The organism is Serratia sp. J2 (assembly GCF_046269175.1).
Classification (GTDB): Bacteria; Pseudomonadota; Gammaproteobacteria; order Enterobacterales; family Enterobacteriaceae; genus Chania; species Chania fonticola_C.
The window spans coordinates 64,526-84,086 of sequence record NZ_JBKABN010000026.1; the positions used below are offsets into that span (position 1 = coordinate 64,526).

A 19,561-nucleotide genomic window follows, 5' to 3' on the forward strand; every position below is an offset into this window, starting at 1 on the left:
TGGTTTAGACTATCCAAAATGTGGTCTGAATCCACTTAAATGACTCATCGGGAGATCGAACATGGCCAGCAGAGGCGTAAACAAAGTAATTTTGGTCGGGAATCTGGGTCAAGACCCTGAGGTCCGTTACATGCCTAATGGCGGCGCAGTTGCCAACATTACCCTGGCGACCTCCGAAAGCTGGCGTGACAAGGCTACTGGCGAGCAGAAAGAAAAAACGGAATGGCACCGCGTGGTGTTGTTCGGCAAGCTGGCAGAAGTGGCGGGTGAATACCTGCGTAAAGGTTCCCAGGTTTACATCGAGGGTGCATTGCAGACCCGTAAATGGACCGATCAGGCGGGCGTAGAAAAATACACCACCGAAATCGTGGTCAACGTGGGTGGCACCATGCAGATGTTGGGTGGCCGCCAAGGTGGCGGTGCTCCAGCAGGCGGCGGCGCTCCAGCGGGTGGCCAGCAGGGCGGTTGGGGTCAACCTCAGCAGCCACAGGGCGGCAACCAGTTCAGCGGTGGTCAACAGCAGCAGGCTCGCCCAGCGCAAAACAGCGCACCAGCAGCTAGCAACGAACCGCCAATGGACTTTGACGACGATATTCCGTTCTGAGTGCGCCGTTTTGCTTTGTAAATCAATTGGTTATCTCGTTTTTTCGAGGTAGCCATAGGCTGTTGGAGTGCCTATTGCAAGCCTGACTTATCCTTACCCAGTAATGGGTTTGAACCTCGAAAGAGGAAGGGGAGTGCAGCATGTCAGGAAAAGGCTGGTTGCGGGGAAATAACCTACTTTGCGCCAGCCATTGCAAGTCCCATATGGTTAAGCCTGATTGGTTGAATCATAGTTCATAGTGGGTTTCGGGATACCTTTGACTCACGGTTATTCAGGAGTCATATCAGTATTTATAGGGGTTATTGTTAGAAGGCCGCTATATCCAACAATATTGGCACCTACTCGGTGAGAGTGGCAATTGAACATAAGTGGAACCTAAGTGGGACGTACCTTGACTACAAAGAAATACGGGATTACCTAAGTTGGTTAAGTCATCAACCAATAAGGTAACGGAGACTTCGTAGTACCCAACGTAGCTCTGTAATGGAGTAGCAATTGGATAACCAATCTGAAAAGTATATATAAATCGATAAGTAACTATCGGTGAAATTATACTTGTAAGGGGGAAGGGAGTCAGTTGGATCAATACTAATAGAAGCGAGGTTCGATAGTCAGTGCTATCACAACGAACACTCAATGCTCTAAATGGTATAAGCAAAGCCAGCATACAAGGTCATAAGGTCAAGAAACTACATAAAATTATGTGTAGCAATAAGGATCTTTGGGCGCAGGCATATGCGAATATTTATTCCAATCGGGGAGCTATGACGAAAGGGATAGATAATAATACGATGGATGAAATGAGCGTCGATAGGATTATTAGTCTTATTGAAACCATTAACTCAAACACGTATAGCCCCAAACCTTGTAGGCGCATATACATACCTAAAGATGCCCAAAAGCCGAATGGAAAGAGACGTCCACTGGGTATTCCTACTGGAGATGATAAATTAGTACAGGAGGTAATGAGGATGCTGTTGGAGGAGATCTATGAGCCAATCTTTAGCGATTGGAGTTATGGGTTCAGACCAAAGCGGTCCTGTCATTCTGCATTAAAAGAAATCAGAAACAGTTGGAAGGGGACTAAATGGGTATGTAATGTTGATATCCAAGGTTACTTTGACAACATTGACCATGATCTTCTTCAGAAGTTTTTAAGTAAGCGGATCACTGATAGCAAATTTCTGGCACTTCTCAAGAAGTTCCTGAAAGCTGGGTATCTGGACAATTGGCGTTACTTTGGCACTCACAGTGGCACGCCGCAAGGTGGTATTATTTCCCCTGTCCTTGCCAATGTATTTCTCCATGAGCTTGATGAATTTATGAAAGATAGAATCAGAAAGTTCGGCAAAGGAGGAAGAAGGAAGCCTAATCCCATATATAAAAGAGCACTACAAAACCGAGCAAACCGTATTAAATGGATCAGGCAAGGTTTCGGCGCCTCTGGAATGACTGCTGATGAGCAGAAAATCCAAAGATGGAGACACGAAGCGGATGAACTGGAAAAACAATTGCGTAGTTTACCCAGTGTTATCACGGACGATACTGAGTTCAAAAGAATGCGATATGTTCGATATGCTGATGATTTTCTGATAGGTGTTATAGGAAGTAAAAATGAAGCAGAAACGATAATGAAAGAGGTTGTCGATTTTGTTGAAACTGAACTTCACCTCGAAATATCTAAAGAAAAATCCAGCATTATTGACCCAAAGAAAGGATTCACTTTCCTCGGCTATGAGGTTAAAGCACGTCGTGAAAGCAAACAGGTCAAATGTATTGTGGGGCTTAAAACAGATGGAAGCAAAATTCATGCGGTAAAACGCACGATAACGGAACATATCCATCTGGGAGTACCGAGAGAGAGAATCCAGAAATTTTGCTCTCTGCATGGCTATGGGTATTACGATGGCGGATATGGTAACAGCACTAGTCGGCCAGCAATGATGCATATGTCTGACTATGAAATCATTGGTCAATACAATGCTGAAATGCGTGGCTACGCAAATTACTACAATCTTGCACCGGCTCTCTATCTCAATAAGTTGCATTGGATATGGGAAAACAGTCTTTATAAGACGCTGGCAGGTAAACATCAAACATCTCGCACCAAAATCGCAAAACGATTAAGACATGCAGATGGCAGGTCTGTTTATCGGGGAAATCGTAATGGTAGGATATATGAGTTAGAGGTGTTCAGACTCAAAAACAGAAGTGCGCCGAAACATAGTTCACTGGATATGTTGCCGAATACGCATATATATTCTGGAAGAACTGAAATGCTGGAAAGGATGGCTGCACGCCAATGTGAATATTGCGGTACCCGAACCGGTCCTTTTGAAGTCCACCATGTGAGGAAACTTAAGGATATCAAAGCGGGTACGGATAACTGGAAGAAACTAATGATTGCCCGTAACAGGAAAACATTAGTGCTCTGTCAAGTATGCCACGTCAATCTTCACCGAGGAACATTGCCAGACCGAAGAACCTTTGTTTGATCTAATGGAGAGCCGTATGCATAGAAATGTGCATGTACGGTTCGGTGGGGGGACAACGGCTAACCCGTTAGGGTGCACGTGTTCTACCCAACTTGTCCTCAGGTTCAAAACGAAAAGCCCCTTTTTGGGGCTTTTTTGCTTTAGAGGGCATTACGCCGAGAAGCCACCGTCAATCGTCAGGCTGGCACCGGTGATATATCCCGCCTCTGGCCCCGCCAGATAAGCCACAAAGCTGGCAATCTCTTCATCCTTACCATAACGGCCAACGGCCATCATCGGTTTCAACTGTTCGGCAAAATCGCCATCAGCCGGGTTCATATCGGTATCTACCGGGCCGGGTTGGACATTATTGACGGTAATGCCGCGTGAACCCAGATCGCGAGCCATACCCTTGGTTAAACCGACCAGCGCCGACTTGCTCATGGCGTAGATCGCCCCACCGGCAAACGGCATGCGCTCGGCGTTGGTGCTGCCAATATTGATAATGCGACCGTTGTCGTTCATATGGCGAGCTGCCTCCTGGCTGGCAACAAATACGCTGCGGACGTTAACGGCCAGCGTGCGATCCAGATCTGCTAACGACAATTCCGCCAGACTCCCCATTGCCAGCACGCCCGCGTTGTTCACCAGAATATCCAGCTTGCCGAAGCTGTTTACCGTCTGGCGTATCGCCAGTTGCAGAGCCTCAGCGTCGGCACTGTCTGCACGGATGGCAATGGCTTGACCGCCAGCGGTCGTAATAGCTTCAACCACCTCATCGGCTTTATCGGGGGAGGAAACGTAGGTGAAAGCGACGGTTGCGCCTTCACGTGCCAAGCGCTTAACGATGGCTGCACCGATACCGCGTGAACCACCCTGGACAAAAGCCACTCGGCCTGACAGAAGTTGGGTTACCGACATGATATCTCTCCAAAAGTTGTGATGGTGATAAATAGCAACTGCAGTATCTGGGAAAACACAGGCAGGGGATTGCCAAAATGGGCCATGTGCCGGTTGGCTGGCGGGGATGGGTTACATTATAGAGTAGTCTGGTTGTTCCGGTTTTTACTACTGGTTAAAACGTGAAAAGCCCCTTGCGGGGCTCATAATCTGACGATTAGTTAAAGATTTCTGCGGTGCCGTACAGCTTGTTCTGGCCACCGGCGGACACGATGCGGTAAGAGTTGGCACCGGATGCGGCGGCTTTGCTTGCCAGTTCGGCTTCCAGAGCGCTCAGGTTGCTGGCACCGCTTACGGAAACCACACCGATTTTTTGTGCGTCGGCAGCGGGTTGGCTGGTGACCTGGTCAGCGGCAATGCTGGCGAAAGAAGCGGAAGTTAACAGTACAGCAGTAGCAAAAATTTTGATGCTTTTCATGATTCAATCCTCAGGGGTTTTGTTAGGTGAGAGGCTGTTGTCTCTCGATGTGTTGAATGATAGGCCACTTGGTGGGAATGGAAAATCGGAGAGTTTTGAGTATCTTTGTCAAATAAAATGAATAAATAGTGTGATTGGCGATAGTTGAAATCACAACTACCTTTTAACCAGGGCGTTTAAGGAGTGTATGTGATGATGGCAGACCGGTTTATTGGCAGTTGGGCGCTGGTTTCTTCCGTATTCAAAGGGGAGGATGGGGCAATACATCACCCTTTGGGCGAGCAGGTGTTGGGGCGGCTCAACTATGAAGCCAACGGCACCATGGCAGCGCAGCTCTATAGCGCAACGCGGCCAAGGTTTGCCTCGGAGGATTTGGCGCAGGGCAGCGATCGAGAGAGCCGCCCCGCCTTTGTGAATATGCTTTGTTACTTTGGCCGCTATCGGATTGATGAAGATAAACAGTGCATCATTCATCGGGTCGAGGGCTGTTCGTTCCCCAACTGGCTGGGTAGCCAGCAGATCCGCTTCTACAGTTTCACTGACGATAAACTCACATTACGCACCGTACCGTTGCAGCTGGGTAACAGCGTGCAAATTGGCGAGTTGGTGTGGCAACGGCTCCAGGCCGCTGAGGGAGAAAAATCATGATTATCGTGCATCATCTGAATAACTCACGTTCGCAGCGCATCTTATGGTTTCTGGAGGAGCTCGGTGTTCCCTATCAGGTTCTGCGTTATCAACGCGATAAAACCACCATGTTGGCACCGCCCGAGTTGAAAAAGATCCACCCGTTGGGTAAATCGCCGGTAGTGGTAGACGGCGATCTGACGCTGGCGGAATCGGGCGCCATTATTGAATATCTGCAGGAGGCCTATGATGCACAAGGGTTATTCACTCCCACGGATTTCCACGCCCGCCAGGAGTATCGCTATTGGCTGCACTATGCAGAAGGGTCGTTGATGCCGCTACTGGTAATGAAACTGGTGTTTAGCCGTTTAGGACATCCGCCAATCCCATGGGTGATACGCCCGGTTGCCGGGGCGATCGGTAAAGGGGTACAGAAAGAGTATCTGGATAAGCAGATTGCGACGCATCGCGATTATCTGGAGCAACACCTGAATAAAAACATCTGGTTTGTGGGCAATGAATTCAGCGCAGCAGATATCCAGATGAGTTTCCCGGTGGAGGCACTAGCTGGGCGAGGCGGGCTGGAGGGGTGCCCGAAACTGCAAGACTATCTGCAACGCATTCACGCACGTCCTGCGTATCAGCGGGCTCTGGAACAGGGTGGGCCGTTTAGCGTGCTGGGTTGAAGGCTTGAACTATACTCGATAGGGTCACTTTCATAGGAGATAGCCCATGGCTACGCAAATTTTTGTTAACCTGCCCGTCAGCAATTTGCCCGCTTCTATCGAGTTTTTCCGCCAATTGGGGTTTACCTTCAACCCGCAGTTTACCGATGACACTGCCGCCTGCATGGTCGTGAGTGAGAGTATTTACGTGATGTTGCTGTCTCACGAGAAATTCCAACTGTTTACCCCCAATCCTATCAGCGATGCCAACAAAGCGACGGAAGTGCTGATTTGCCTGTCTCAACCCAGCCGTGCTGCGGTAGATGCGTTGGTACGCAAAGCCATTGCCGCCGGTGGCAATACTTATAATCAGCCACAGGATTACGGCACTATGTATGGCCATGGCTTCCAGGATTTGGATGGCCATATCTGGGAGTTGATGTACATGGATGAGCAGGCGATGCAATCGCAATAATCTTTTCCGCCCCAAGCTGTCGGGGCGAACTTCCCCCTTTAAGTCGTAATGTGATAAACCTCACATCTTCAACAATGATGGCTGCCAATACGTTTTCGCATAAATTGTCGCGATCTTTAGTTGATCAGACGGTATAGAAGGCTAGATAATCGTTTGCCTTGAAAATCCCTCCCGGTAGCGTTTGGGATTTTTTGGGGCAAGACCACCATAAATCACCCGCTGCATGCGATGAGAGTTAAACGTTTGCCTTTTACACGGCGTCTGTTGCCGCGTTCCTGAAGGGTAAGGACGCGAACGTGACGGAAACGGTTTCGTAATGACCATGCATCAGTGGGATAACAAGCCATTTCATCCAGGCTGGCAGCAATGAAAAACAGGGGACAGCAACATGTCGAATTCTCAAGCAAATAACGCCGTGACACCCAAAGGCGGGCTTGATGCGTATTTTAAACTTACAGCACGGGGTACCAACGTGCGTCAGGAAGTGGTGGCAGGGTTAACCACCTTCCTGGCGATGGTTTACTCGGTGATCGTGGTTCCCAGCATGCTGGGTAAAGCCGGTTTCCCACCGACTGCGGTATTCGTTGCCACCTGCCTGGTTGCCGGTTTGGGATCGCTGCTGATGGGCTTGTGGGCCAACCTGCCGATGGCGATTGGTTGTGCCATTTCACTGACGGCGTTCACCGCCTTTAGCCTGGTGCTGGGTCAGCACATCAGCATTCCCGTGGCGCTGGGCGCGGTATTCCTGATGGGGATCCTGTTTACCATCATCTCGATTACCGGTATCCGTTCCTGGATCCTGCGTAACCTGCCAATGGGAGTGGCGCACGGCACCGGTATTGGTATCGGCCTGTTCCTGCTGCTGATCGCGGCTAACGGTGTCGGCCTGGTGGTGAAGAATCCGCTGGATGGCTTGCCGGTCGCGCTGGGGGCATTTACCTCGTTTCCAGTGGTGATGACGTTAATCGGGCTGGCGGTGATCTTCGGCCTGGAAAAACTGCGTGTGCCAGGCGGCATCTTGCTGGTTATTATTGCCATTTCGGTTATCGGCCTGATTTTTGACCCGGCGGTGAAATATCAAGGGTTATTCGCCATGCCTAGCCTGGCGGGGCCAGATGGCAAATCGCTGATCTTCAGCCTGGATATCATGGGGGCGTTACAACCGGTGGTGTTGCCAAGCGTGTTGGCATTGGTAATGACTGCGGTGTTCGACGCCACGGGCACCATCCGTGCGGTTGCCGGGCAGGCCAATCTGCTGGATAAAGATGGCCAGATTATTAACGGTGGCAAAGCGCTGACTTCCGATTCCCTGAGCAGCATCTTCTCCGGGCTGGTTGGGGCTGCACCTGCCGCGGTTTATATCGAATCTGCCGCGGGTACGGCGGCGGGCGGTAAAACCGGCCTGACGGCCACCGTGGTCGGGCTGTTGTTCCTGCTGATCCTGTTCCTGTCGCCGCTGTCCTATCTGGTGCCAGTGTATGCCACCGCTCCTGCGCTGATGTACGTTGGCCTGCTGATGTTGAGCAACGTCACCAAGCTGGATTTCGACGACTTTGTCGACGCCATGGCCGGTTTGCTGTGCGCGGTGTTTATCGTGCTGACCTGTAACATCGTGACCGGCATCATGCTGGGCTTCAGTTCACTGGTGATTGGCCGCGTGTTCTCTGGTGAATGGCGTAGGCTGAACATCGGTACCGTGTTAATCGCGGTGGCGCTGGTGGCGTTCTATGCTGGCGGCTGGGCAATTTAAGCCTTCCTTCAATGGGGCTGACCTCCGGCCCCGTTGTTTATCCTCTTCAGACTATTCTCCTTATCTTCTGCGACGTGTTTTGAAAGGCACAACAAGCTTTATCCGTACCTAAAAAAGTGATCTACTATCCAGATACTTTTACCCGCGCTTTGGTGATACGAGCTCAAGAGTCTAAGGAAAGCATGGAAATCTTTTTTACAATCCTCATTTTGATCCTGGTGGTCTCCCTGTCTGGGGTGGTAACACGTATGTTGCCGTTCCAGATCCCGTTACCTTTAATGCAGATCGCCATTGGGGCCTTGCTGGCCTGGCCGCATTTCGGGCTGCACGTTGATTTTGACCCCGAACTGTTTTTAGTGCTGTTTATTCCACCGTTGCTGTTTGCCGATGGTTGGAAAACACCGACACGCGAATTCCTGCACCACGGGCGTGAAATCCTGGGGTTGGCCTTGGTGCTGGTGTTGATCACCGTTGTCGGCGTGGGTTATCTCATTTACCTGATGGTGCCAGGGATCCCATTGGTCGCCGCGTTTGCGCTGGCTGCAGTGTTGTCACCTACCGATGCCGTGGCTCTGGGGGGGATCGTCGGCAAAGGGCGCATCCCAAGAAGTATCATGGGGGTGTTGGAAGGCGAGGCGTTGATGAATGACGCTTCCGGCCTGGTATCGCTGAAGTTTGCCATCGCGGTGGCGATGGGGACCATGGTGTTTACCGTCGGTGGTGCCACTATGGAATTCCTGAAGGTGGCGATCGGTGGTCTGCTGGCCGGTGTGGCGGTGACCTGGACCTACAGTAAATCGCTGCGCGTGATGAGCCGTTGGAGCGGAGACGATCCGGCCACGCAGATTGTGCTGTTGTTGTTGTTACCTTTTGCTTCCTATCTGATCGCCGAACATATCGGCGTGTCCGGCATTCTGGCTGCCGTCGCCGCGGGGATGACCATCAGCCAGTCTGGCGTGATCCGTAACGCACCACTGGCCATGCGTTTGCGTGCGAACAGCGTCTGGGCGATGCTGGAGTTCGTGTTCAACGGCATGGTGTTCATCATGCTGGGGCTGCAACTGCCGGGGATCCTGGAAACCTCGATCGTGCAGGCTGAGCTGGATCCGACCATCGAGACCTGGTATCTGTTCACCGACGTGGCGATTATCTATGCCGCGCTGCTGGTGCTGCGTTTCAGCTGGTTGTGGGTGATGAAAAAGGCCAGCAATCGCTTTATGAAAAAGCGCCCTCTACAGTTTGGCGATTACAGCATACGTGAGCTGTGGGTTGCTTCTTTCGCTGGCGTACGTGGGGCGATTACGCTGGCTGGTGTGCTCTCTATCCCGCTGTTACTTAGCGATGGCACCGCCTTCCCGGCGCGCTATCAACTGGTGTTTATCGCCGCCGGAGTGATCTTGCTGTCACTGATCGTTGGCGTACTGGCGTTACCGTTATTGCTGCGCGGGGTGCATGTCGCAGACAAGAGCGCCAGCAAGACCGAAGAACGTATGGCGATTGCCATGGCTGCCGAGGTAGCGATTGAGAGCATCAACAAGATGGAAGAACGGCTGGCGGCAGACACCGAGGAAAACCTCGATCCGCAGTTGCTGAAAGAGGTCAGTTCCAGGGTGACCGGGATGTTGCGGCGTCGTATTGCCAGTAAAGACGATATCGAAAATGCGCTGGCGTTGGAAAACCTCGAACGGCGTTTCCGTTTGACCGCCTTGCGGGCGGAGCGTGGTGAGCTTTATCACCTGCGCGCCACGCAAAAAATCAGCAATGAGACGCTGCAAAAACTGCTGCACGATCTCGATCTGCTGGAAGCCTTGCTGGTTGAGCGAGAAGGCTAACCACATCTTTATGGGGCCGCTATGCGGCCCCTATCTTACTCAGCCAAGGCTTCGGCATCTCGTTCCCCTTGCGCTTTACTCTCCTTGCTTTGGATCAGCTTCAATGCCAGATACAGGTCGGGAACCAGGATCAGTTTATGCTCCTTGCTGCCGGAGCGATCCAGGCGAAACCAGCGTGTCAGTTCGGTACGGCGGCCTGCGAGCACCAGTCCAATCCCTCGCAGTTGCAGATCTCGCTTCAATTCTTCGACCGCCGCGAGCACGCTGATATCCGCATGGGTGAAGCTGGCCACCGCGTCAATCACCACCCAACGTGGCTGGCTCGGCGCTCCATCTACCAGAGTGGCGATCCGCCGCTTGAAATAGGCGACGTTAAAATAGGTCAACGGCGAATTAAAGCGGTACATAATGACGCCATCGACAGGCTGGATCCCGTTGCTCTTGCCCAACGAATGGATCATACCGTCTGCATTGACCCCCAGCAGTTGCTCGGTAGGCCGGAAAACCGTCTGTAGAAACTGCAACAGACCCAGCAGCACCGCCAGCCCAATGCCGGGAATGATCCCTACCAGCAGTACGCTCAGGAAAGTAAACAGCGCCAGGTAGAACGCGGGGCGATTGCGTTTACGCAGCCGGAAAATGCTGCGCATATCCAGTAGCGACCAAGAGGCATAAATCAGCACCACGCCAAGTACCGGGATGGGGATAAACTGCAGCGGCTCGCTAAAAAATGCCACTACCAAAGCGATCGCCAGCGCGGCAATCACCGAAACCAGCTGGCTTTTGCCACCGTTGGCATCATTAACGGCGGTACGGGAGTTGGCACCACTGATGGCGAATCCCTGCGAAAGTCCGGAGACGATATTTACCAGCCCCAGCGCTCGAAACTCGCTGTCGGCGTCAACTTCGTAGCCATTTTTTGCCGCAAAGCTCCGGGTGGTCAGCATCATGCTGACAAAGCTGACTACGGCCAGGTTGAGCGCCGGGATCACCAGATCGCGCAGCAGCCCGGGTTTAAAATCAGGCCATGACACCATGGGCAAACCGCCACCGGTATAGCCTCCAACCGTTTCAATGCCAAAATGCGGCAAATTCGCCGCCCAGGTCAACGCCGTCGTCAGCACCACGGCGAACAGCGGTGCGGGCCAGTTAGGCCGAGCATAGTGGATGCCAAGCAGGATCAGCAGCGTCAGCAGTGACATCAGCACCGTGGGCCAATGGCTGTTGAGCAAGTTAACCGGTAGCGCGTAAATGCGTTCAATCAGCTCGCTGGAGGGCGAGGCAAACCCGAATATCTTGCTGATCTGGTTGACGATAATCGTAAGCGCCACACCGTTGAGCAACCCATTGAGGATCGGGCGTGACAGTAGGTCTGCAATGGCTCCCAGCTTGAAGCGGCTGGCAATCAGGCACCAGGTTCCCATCATCAGGGTCATCACGATGGTCAATTGCCAGTGCAGTTCGGTATGGCCAGCCGCTAGCGGAGTGACTACTGCGGCGATGACCGCGCAGGTGGCTGCATCAGGCCCGACGATAAGCTGACGCGATGAGCCAAAAATGGCGTAGGCGATCATCGGTAGAATACAGGAGTAAAGCCCGACGATGGCGCTCACGCCAGCCAACTCGGCGTAGGCAATCGCCACCGGTAATGCCACTGCCGCCACCGAGAGGCCAGCTCGGATATCAGGTTTCAACCAGCTACGCTCGTAAGCGAGCAGGTTCATCAGGCCAGGCGCGATACTCTGGAGGGATTTCCGCTGCATATCTTTTCCATCCGGCTGAATAAAGGGGCATGCTGTCTCTTTCGTTGGCCGGAAGAGTAAATCAGCGGTTTTTTAGTGATTTTTGGTGAGCATTAGCCGAAGTATAGCAGGGGATTGTGACCTGAATTTTGCGGCACGGGGCCTGATATTAGACTTTATTTTCGCTGGTGCAGGAATGGAGAGACTGAAGGTGCAACAGATTTATGTTGCACCTGACTTTGGCTCCGTACAGCTCCCTCGCCCTTTGGGAGAGGGCCGGGGTGAGGGGAAACAGACGACGATTAAGACTGAGGCCAGTACTCCCGGCAGCAGGCAATCCAGGCCTGGGCGCTGTGGGAAAGATAGCTGCCCTGGCGCCAGATCAGCCCCACTTGCCATTCCATTCGTGGCTCCAGTGGCAGCCAGATCAGGTTTTCTTTATCCAGCCATTGGCAGACTGGCTCTGGTAAGGTGGCAATTCCCACGCCGGCCTGCACCATTGCTGCCAGAAAATCCCACTGGCCGCTGCGTACGGCAATCTTGGGTTCAAAGCCCGCCTGCTGAAAAGCTGCCATCAGCATTTTATACAGCGTGAAGTCTTCGTTATAAATCAGGATTGGCCACTCGGCCAGCTCATTGATCGCGATGCTGGTGCGGTTGAGCCAGTGTGCCGTCTTTGGCACAACTACGCACATCGGGTGGCTTAGCAGGGGCAAAAAGGTCAACGGCTGGTCAGATACTGCGGGCAGTATCGTCATCGCCAGATCCAATTCTCCGGTTAACACCGCCTGTTCGACCGAAAGGCCGCCCAGTTCGGAGATCTTCAATTCGATACCCGGATAGGTCTGGCGGAACTGGCGGATCAAACCGGCGATCTGCCTGCCGACCATCGGTGGAATACCCAGCCGCAGCACCCCCTTTTTCACCGAGCTGATGTCCTCCAGTTCGGCCTCCAGCTGGCGGAATTCATCCAGGATCGCCAGGCCGCGCTGATAAACCGCCTGCCCGCTGTCGGTGAGGTGCAGCTTGCGCCCTTCGCGCACCAGCAGTGTGCACTCCAACTCGTCTTCCAGATGGCGCAACATCTTGCTGATGGTGGGTTGGGTAACAAACAGCTTCTCGGCCGCGCGGGTGAAACTCTGCTGGCGAACCACTTCCACAAAATAACGCAGGGTGCGGACATCCACTTTGGGCTCTCCTGAAGGCGGTGCTGCCGGGAAACTATTCCCTTACGGCATGATGTTGATGATTTTAATTCATTTCAGGCAGGGTTTCCCGGCTGCGTATACTGTAAGCCGTGATTTTTTCTGAGGTTACTTTCATGTCTCTGGCGTTACGCCGTGCTGCGCCTGCTTTTCTGCTCCGCCTACAGGTGCCCATCCAGGTAGTGCTGTATGCTTTGTTATTCCTGCTTGCCGATCGGCTGGTGCAACAGTTTCATCTGCCTTTGCCCGCCAACATCGTGGGTATGTTGATGATGCTGGCGCTGATCCTGTTGCGCATTTTGCCGTTGAACTGGGTAAAAGCGGGGTCGCGTTGGCTACTGGCCGAAATGCTGCTGTTTTTTGTGCCGGCAGTGGTGGCGGTAGTGAACTATGCCCAACTGTTGATGGTGGAGGGCTGGAAGATTTTTCTGGTGATCGCTATCAGCACCATGCTGACGCTGGGAGCGACCGGGCTGGTAGTGGATCGCGTTTATCGTTTCGAGATCTGGCTGCAACGGCGGAAAATGCGTAATGAATGACGTGATCCTCAGCATCACCTGCCTGGTGGTGACATTGGTACTCTACTTTGCCAATAAAAGGCTCTACCGCCGCCGCCGTAGCCTGCTGTTGATGCCGTTGGTGCTGACGCCGATGGTATTGGTGCTGTTGCTGGTGGTGACGCATATCTCCTATCAGAGCTATATCGGTGAAACGCACTGGCTGCTGTGGCTGCTTGGTCCGGCAACTATTGCCTTTGCCGTGCCGGTATATGAAAACCTGCATATTATTCGTCGCCATTGGCTTTCTCTAACTGCCGGGGTGCTTACCGCTGTGGTGGTAGCCGTTTACAGCTCGGTGTGGCTGGCCCGTTGGTTGACGTTGCCTGATGAGGTGCAGCGTAGCCTGGCAGTGCGTTCCATTACGACGCCGTTTGCGCTGGAAGCGGCGAAGCAGATGGGCGGCCAACCTGACTTGGTGGCGCTGTTTGTGGTGATCACTGGCGTGTTTGGGATGGCGGTAGGTGATATTCTGTTCCTGCGCCTCTCGGTGCGCAGCGGTCTGGCAAAAGGAGCGGGGCTTGGTGCCTCTTCCCACGGAGCTGGTACCGCCAGAGCCTATGAGATAGGTCAGCAAGAAGGCGTAGTGTCCAGCCTGGTGATGATGTTAGCGGGGATTATCACGGTGATCGGGGCGCCATTGATTGGCCGCTTGATGTGGTAATGGGGGCAGGATTAGCCCCCGACAAGGTTTAGCGAGCGGCCTGGACCAGGGCCACAATCAGTGGGGAAAGCTCCCCACGTAACGCTGCACGTTCTGACTGGAACAGGGTAGCGGCATAAAAACGGTGCCCTGGCAGCTCCACCGAGCGAACATCGCCTTCAATATCATGCCCACTGATAATCAGTGGGTGTTGCTCCAAATCTGCCACAAATTCAGGGTTAACCCCAAAGTTACAGTGGTAGCCTTCGTGAGTCTCCAGCTTGCCATAGGCGCGGGCAATCAGCGAATTTGGCTGAAACAGGATGGTGCCGGTTTTCTCAACCAGTAAACAGCTCAGCGGTGCGATCACCAAGCGGCCCCCGCTATCGGTCTCCGCGTGGCCAGCATCGTGCCAACCCATCGCATTGCGAGCATATTCCACCACCGCATATTGAAACCCACCGCAAGACCCCAGAAAGGGGATGTTGTGCTCGCGAGCATGGCGGATCGTCATAAAGACGCCGTCATCGTTGCGATACGGGCTGCCAGGGACCACCCAGATAGCATCGTAGCCCTGTAGGGCAGAGACATCGGTCAACGTTTCTGTGGGGAGCCATTGGGATTGGATATCAAGATTCAGGTGTGAAGCGGTAAGTTGGAGAGCGACGGGGATGGCTTGGTGGGCAACAATTTCGCTGCAGTAATCACCAATCAGAGCGAGACGAACCTGTGTTTTCATCGTTTCTTTTTCCTGAGCGGGTAAAAAAGGATGTTACAGCAGAGTTAAAAACGGGTCTGTGGATTTTTCAGGGGGGAGCACAAAATGTTCGAGGGATTGAGAGCGTGCTACACATTGTTTGCCGTACCTGATTTCGGCTCCGTACGGCTCCCTCTCCCTGTGGGAGAGGGGTTGGGGTGAGGGGGATTGCCGCTCTCGGCTGAGCAACAACACCTGCCAGAAAGCGGGTTTAATACAGTGAGGGCGAACCCGCCGGGCGCGTTTTGAAGCGGCGGTGCAGCCACAGATATTGCTCTGGAGCACGCATGATCTCTTTCTCTACCACTTTATTCATGTAGGCGGCAGCGGCCACTTCATTGTCAATTGGGTAGTCTTCTAACGCCGGCTGGATCAGCAGATCGTAGCCACAGCCTTTCGGGCGGCGGATCAGCACGACCGGCACCAGCGCCGGTTTGGCCATGCGGGCCAGCATAAAGGTACCGCTGGTGGTCGCTGCCTGATCGACGGCAAACAGCGGGGCAAACACGCTGCCACGCGGGCCGTAATCCTGATCGGGAGCAAACCATACGGCTTCGCCACGCTTCAGGGCTTGCACCATGCCGCGCAGATCTTTGCGATCCAGCATGGCTTTGTTGGAGCGCATACGGCCTTTGGTTTGTGCCCATTCCATCGCTTTATTGTTATGTGGACGATACATAGCCATCATTGGCTGACACAACCCCATCGCCCGGCCACCCAGCTCCAGCGACATGAAATGCACCCCAATTACCAGCACGCCACGGCCATTTTGTTGGGCCTGTTTCAGGTGGTTGATGCCGGTTACGTTGAACCAGCGCTTTACGCGTTTATCTGACCAGAACCAGGCTATGCCGGTTTCCAGCAGGCCCATACCGAGGGATTCGAAGTTACCGATAATTTTACGTTCGCGCTGCGCTTCATCCATCTCCGGGAAGCACAGTTCAAGATTGCGGCGGGTGATCGACACGCGGCGTTTCAAGAAGCGCATAGAGGTGCGGCCCATCCACCCGCCGAGCTTGTGCAGCACGGGATAGGGCAGTTGAACCAGCAGGAACAGTATCGCCAGGCCAAACCAGGTCAGCCAGTAGCGTGGGTGCAGTAACGCAAGTTTAAAAGTTTGTGGACGCTTCATATCAACTCTGTATGCGAAATGGGGTAGAAACCTGTAGCGCATAAAGAAGCGACTCAATAGCGATACCATACTCTGACACCCAGTCATGACGATCGTTTAGCCGTTGACTAAACCTTTACATTCGAAGGGCGGTTCGCACTGCTATCAGACTTCGGAAGGACGGCTGCTTGCCAGCGAAGGGGCTCTCGTATTTGCGATTATACCACACAAAACGTGGGTGTGAGAGTGGGTGGGGGATTCGTCTACAAAGGGTTATCCGAGGGCTATTTGGGTATTTCCTGTTAGTTATGTTGATTCTTTGTTTATATGAGGTATGTCCTTCTATACTGGAAGGAAATGGTTCCTTTCTTTGCATACAAGGATGGTTGATTTGAAAAAGCTTTTCATCTCGGCGGCGTTAACCGGTTTTTTCGCCAGTCACCCTAGCTACGCCGCAGACAGTTACCTGGTTTATAACACGAATAATGTTGCCGTCTTCCAGGTACGCTTCTTTGATGTGGGTGATGGCCCTTTTATGCCGAACTATCCGCAGCCAATTGAGTCGACCTGGGATCTGAATCACCAACAGAAAGAAAAAATACTGGATGCCATGCGGTACTGGGCTGAAGTTATTACCCCCAGACCCGATCAATTGCCAGCCATCATCAACGTAGGCACTTTTAATGAGGTGAATGCTGCAGGCTCCAGCGAATCGGTAACCGATGGTGTAATCAGCATTACACAACTGCAGGGGGCTTTGAACGGTATTGATACCGGCGAGCTAACCTTCGGTTCTCATGGCCAATTTATCATGGGAAAAATGGATTTTGATAATATTCCCTATGTTCCAGCGCAATTACCCCGCTCCGGAAAAACGGATCTGGTCAGTGTTGCCGTTCATGAATTGGCTCATGGGTTGGGTATCTCTAATATGGCCACCGATTGGGCTGGGGAGGGGACATTTACCCCAGCTTTTGACGCCGATCAGCCTTTTGGTTCCTGGACTGAGCATCTGCGTGATGACAATGGAAATCCGGCACGTCCCGGCCAGGTCATACTGTGCAAAGGGTGCAATAACGCATGGGATCCGCAAGGTTTTGATGTGCGCCTTGATAAGGGGTATTTCGCGGGTAAGCACGTGGATGAAGTGCTGGCGGGCGCCATGCCCGGCGTTCCGGTGAAAATGTTGGCTGATGATGGCTCGGTTGACGATAACTATATGAGCCATATCGAGCTGAAAAACAGCATGATGAGCCACCAGAATTACCGCAACTACACCACGTTTATGGAAGCCGAGTTGGCGTTATTGCAGGACATGGATTATCAGATCGACCGGCGTAATTTCTTCGGTTTTTCGCTCTACGGTGATGGGCAGACGCTGGTTAATCGACAGGGTTACTTTTTACGTAACAAGCAGGGCGATGGCTACATCACGGGGCAGTATAATACCGCGACATTGGGCGTTGGTTTGCATGTTTACGGCAGCAATAACCACATCTTCCAGCAAGCGGATCTGTTAACACTGGGCGCCGGTGGAGCAGGTATTCGTATCGATGGGCAAAACAACACGCTGAACGTTGAGCCTGGCACTCGCGTCTACGCTGACGGGGTCAATGGCCGCGGCGTGATGTTTGCTTATGGCAAGAACCACAATCTCATTCAGCGTGGCGATGTTCAAGCGCTAGGCGCTAATGGCGTTGCTCTCAGTTTTGATTTTGGCAATAACCTGCTGGGCAACGATGTGGATTACCGGGGATCCTGGATACATTATGTTGGTGGACAGGTTGCAACATTATTGCCGGAGCTACAGGGGGCGCTGGTCAATAATGCGGATATTAGCGGCCGGGTTGCCGCTAAAGGTGCGGCGATTTATATCTCGCCAAACGCGCTGGTCAACAATATCAATCTATTAAATGGTGCTCAGCTGGAAGGGAATATCTACTCGGATTATAACCAGTTGGATGAGCATGGCCAGCAGCGCCTGACCCAGTTTACCTTTGGGCGCCTGGCCAATTTGCAAGGGCAGGCAACCGATCAGGCAGACCCCAAATTCCGGTTCAACTATCGGGGAAATATTGAAGGTATCGACAATCTGGCGCTGAGCACTCGCGGGGGGATCACTTCGCTTAATGGTCACCACCAGATTTACAGCATGTCTATCGCACCAGGCTCCACGCTGGCTGGCAACAGCGATTATACCTTGAACCCGGCGGGCCGCTTTGTGAATGACGGTATCCTCGCGCCGGGGAATTCGCTAGGGCAAATCGAGGTCACCGGCCTCTATCAACAGGGCGAGAAGGGGCAGTTGCTGTTAGAGGTCGATGGCCGTGGTGGACACGATACCCTGGTGGTTAATGGCCATGCTGCATTCAACGGTCAGCTAACGTTTGCGCCTCAGCCAGACTGGTATGCCACAGACTGGCGGCTGGATTCGGGCGAGATGCTGAAAGCCACCTCGCATAGCGGAGAATTCAGCACGGTGGACGGGTTACTCAGTTCGCCTACGCTGGCCTTGCAGGCAACGCCGCAGGGTGAGGATCGTTGGCAACTCGCGATGTTGCGTGCAGACAACGCCTACAGCCAGTATGCCCAGGACAGCAATGCGCGGCAGGTAGGCCAGGCGCTGGACCACATTGTGTCTGGCGCGGGTGCAGACATCCAGCCGTTGTACCGCACATTGGACTTCTCTGCTGTCGACGGACGGAGCATCAGCAGCGCTTTGCAGCAACTTTCGCCCGCAGCCTACAGTGCGATGTTCGCCAGTTCTCTTAATCGCGAACAACAGATTACGCGGATCGTCAGCGGATCTCATCCCACCACGCCAGAGCAGCAGGTTGCAGGCGAATGGCATAGTTTTGCCATACCCTTTGGTGGCGGTTTTTGGCAGCAGCGCCAAGGCGATCGGGTTGGCTATGATGCCAGCAGCTACGGCATAGTCTTTGGTGCTGAAAAGCACAGTGAGCAGAATAGCGACTGGGTTTATGGCTTCCATGGTGCGGTCAGTGGGCAATCGGTAACGGTCAAATCACCGGAAAACGCCACCGGTAAAACCACGGCTTTCGATCTGGGCATCCAGGCTCGTTATGCCGCCGATCGGCAAGCGGGGATGTATTTATTCGGCAATGGTCGGTTTGGCATTGAAGATAGCCGCTTGGATCGCAGCATCAGCGTCGAAACTTATCAGGCGAGCCAACATGCCAGTTGGACCGGCCTGGCGGGTTCTGTCGCTGCTGGTGGCGGCTACCGCTGGGCGCTGAATGACCAATGGAGCGCTGGCCCGGTGGCCGCACTGAATTACACGACCCTGCATCGCCCAAGCGTGACGGAAACGGGCAACGACAGTAGCCGCCTGGCGCTAGGTTCTAGCACTTTTGATTCTCTGCGCTCCAGCATTGGGGTCAACAGCAGTTGGGATCTTCCGCTCTCTTCGGGCGCTGCTATTGCTGCCGATCTGCAACTTACCTGGGATCATGAGTTGCTGGATAGCGACGTATCGCAAGAAGCCTCTTTCGCCAACTACCGCACGGCGAGCTTCAGCAACAAGAATCAGGTGACTGGGCGTGACTCCATGGGAGTGAAAGCCGGAGTTCGTTACCAAATCAATAGGGATGTGGAGCTGGGCTTGGGGGTAGAGAGCGATCTGTTCCGTTCTGGTTATGACTCGGTAGCGGGTAACCTATCGGCCACCTGGCGTTTCTGACCGGCCGGTATGATAAAAGAAAAAGGCGCTTGACCCATGAG

At 53.2% G+C, this 19,561-nt stretch carries 16 protein-coding genes; 10 read left to right on the forward strand and 6 right to left on the reverse strand.

From position 1 onward, the window contains the following. Positions 1-61 precede the first annotated feature (61 nt). Together ssb1 and ACKWMY_RS22320 are read left to right on the forward strand one after the other, a co-directional pair. Positions 62-604, forward strand: a complete 543-nt coding sequence (gene ssb1, locus ACKWMY_RS22315) for a single-stranded DNA-binding protein SSB1 (protein WP_024483970.1) — start codon at positions 62-64, stop codon at positions 602-604. Between the two features lie 614 nt (positions 605-1,218). Next, entirely contained in the window at positions 1,219-3,099 is a 1,881-nt protein-coding gene (locus ACKWMY_RS22320; RefSeq protein ID WP_409487054.1) for a reverse transcriptase domain-containing protein, read from the forward strand. Positions 3,100-3,249: 150 nt separating this feature from the next. On the opposite strand, the gene ACKWMY_RS22325 is transcribed toward ACKWMY_RS22320, so the two are convergent. Further along, on the reverse strand, positions 3,250-3,999 hold the full coding sequence (locus ACKWMY_RS22325) for a 3-oxoacyl-ACP reductase family protein (protein ID WP_199062677.1): 750 nt from the start codon (positions 3,997-3,999) through the stop codon (positions 3,250-3,252). Positions 4,000-4,195: 196 nt separating this feature from the next. Beyond that, positions 4,196-4,456 (reverse strand): multiple stress resistance protein BhsA, encoded by a 261-nt coding sequence (bhsA, locus tag ACKWMY_RS22330; protein ID WP_024527998.1) that lies wholly within the window; start codon positions 4,454-4,456, stop codon positions 4,196-4,198. A gap of 192 nt (positions 4,457-4,648) precedes the next feature. Between bhsA and ACKWMY_RS22335 the strand changes: the two genes are divergently transcribed. The 5 genes from ACKWMY_RS22335 (at position 4,649) to ACKWMY_RS22355 (ending at position 9,805) form a co-directional block, all read left to right on the forward strand. Then, the gene (locus ACKWMY_RS22335) at positions 4,649-5,104 is read left to right on the forward strand and encodes a lipocalin-like domain-containing protein (RefSeq protein WP_409487055.1); all 456 of its coding nucleotides are present in this window, start codon (positions 4,649-4,651) and stop codon (positions 5,102-5,104) included. Then, the gene (locus ACKWMY_RS22340) at positions 5,101-5,769 is read left to right on the forward strand and encodes a glutathione S-transferase family protein (protein ID WP_074031507.1); all 669 of its coding nucleotides are present in this window, start codon (positions 5,101-5,103) and stop codon (positions 5,767-5,769) included. The genes ACKWMY_RS22335 and ACKWMY_RS22340 overlap by 4 nt, the downstream gene beginning before the upstream one ends. A gap of 46 nt (positions 5,770-5,815) precedes the next feature. Further along, complete coding sequence (locus ACKWMY_RS22345) at positions 5,816-6,223, forward strand: VOC family protein (protein WP_074031508.1); 408 nt, start codon at positions 5,816-5,818, stop codon at positions 6,221-6,223. 388 nt (positions 6,224-6,611) lie between these two features. Continuing rightward, positions 6,612-7,973: an NCS2 family permease gene (locus ACKWMY_RS22350; protein ID WP_024527991.1), complete on the forward strand. Its 1,362-nt coding sequence runs from the start codon at positions 6,612-6,614 to the stop codon at positions 7,971-7,973. A gap of 182 nt (positions 7,974-8,155) precedes the next feature. After that, complete coding sequence (locus tag ACKWMY_RS22355) at positions 8,156-9,805, forward strand: Na+/H+ antiporter (RefSeq protein ID WP_024527990.1); 1,650 nt, start codon at positions 8,156-8,158, stop codon at positions 9,803-9,805. 35 nt (positions 9,806-9,840) lie between these two features. On the opposite strand, the gene ACKWMY_RS22360 is transcribed toward ACKWMY_RS22355, so the two are convergent. Further along, complete coding sequence (locus tag ACKWMY_RS22360) at positions 9,841-11,568, reverse strand: SulP family inorganic anion transporter (protein ID WP_409487056.1); 1,728 nt, start codon at positions 11,566-11,568, stop codon at positions 9,841-9,843. Positions 11,569-11,849: 281 nt separating this feature from the next. Continuing rightward, positions 11,850-12,734: a LysR family transcriptional regulator gene (locus ACKWMY_RS22365; protein WP_024527988.1), complete on the reverse strand. Its 885-nt coding sequence runs from the start codon at positions 12,732-12,734 to the stop codon at positions 11,850-11,852. A gap of 134 nt (positions 12,735-12,868) precedes the next feature. Here ACKWMY_RS22365 and ACKWMY_RS22370 point away from each other — a divergent pair, with 134 nt between their 5' ends. Beyond that, the gene (locus tag ACKWMY_RS22370) at positions 12,869-13,291 is read left to right on the forward strand and encodes a CidA/LrgA family protein (RefSeq protein WP_024527987.1); all 423 of its coding nucleotides are present in this window, start codon (positions 12,869-12,871) and stop codon (positions 13,289-13,291) included. Further along, positions 13,284-13,973 (forward strand): LrgB family protein, encoded by a 690-nt coding sequence (locus ACKWMY_RS22375; RefSeq protein WP_074031510.1) that lies wholly within the window; start codon positions 13,284-13,286, stop codon positions 13,971-13,973. The genes ACKWMY_RS22370 and ACKWMY_RS22375 overlap by 8 nt, the downstream gene beginning before the upstream one ends. A 28-nt stretch (positions 13,974-14,001) precedes the next feature. On the opposite strand, the gene ACKWMY_RS22380 is transcribed toward ACKWMY_RS22375, so the two are convergent. Both ACKWMY_RS22380 and lpxP read right to left on the reverse strand, forming a co-directional pair. Beyond that, positions 14,002-14,691 carry a CTP synthase gene (locus ACKWMY_RS22380; RefSeq protein WP_409487057.1) on the reverse strand — a complete coding sequence of 230 codons (690 nt, stop codon included), beginning with the start codon at positions 14,689-14,691 and terminating at the stop codon, positions 14,002-14,004. A 229-nt stretch (positions 14,692-14,920) separates the two neighbouring features. Beyond that, the gene (gene lpxP / locus ACKWMY_RS22385) at positions 14,921-15,841 is read right to left on the reverse strand and encodes a kdo(2)-lipid IV(A) palmitoleoyltransferase (protein WP_024527984.1); all 921 of its coding nucleotides are present in this window, start codon (positions 15,839-15,841) and stop codon (positions 14,921-14,923) included. 361 nt (positions 15,842-16,202) lie between these two features. On the opposite strand from lpxP, the gene ACKWMY_RS22390 reads away from it, so the two are divergent. Further along, the gene (locus ACKWMY_RS22390) at positions 16,203-19,520 is read left to right on the forward strand and encodes an autotransporter domain-containing protein (RefSeq protein WP_409487058.1); all 3,318 of its coding nucleotides are present in this window, start codon (positions 16,203-16,205) and stop codon (positions 19,518-19,520) included. Positions 19,521-19,561: the final 41 nt, after the last annotated feature.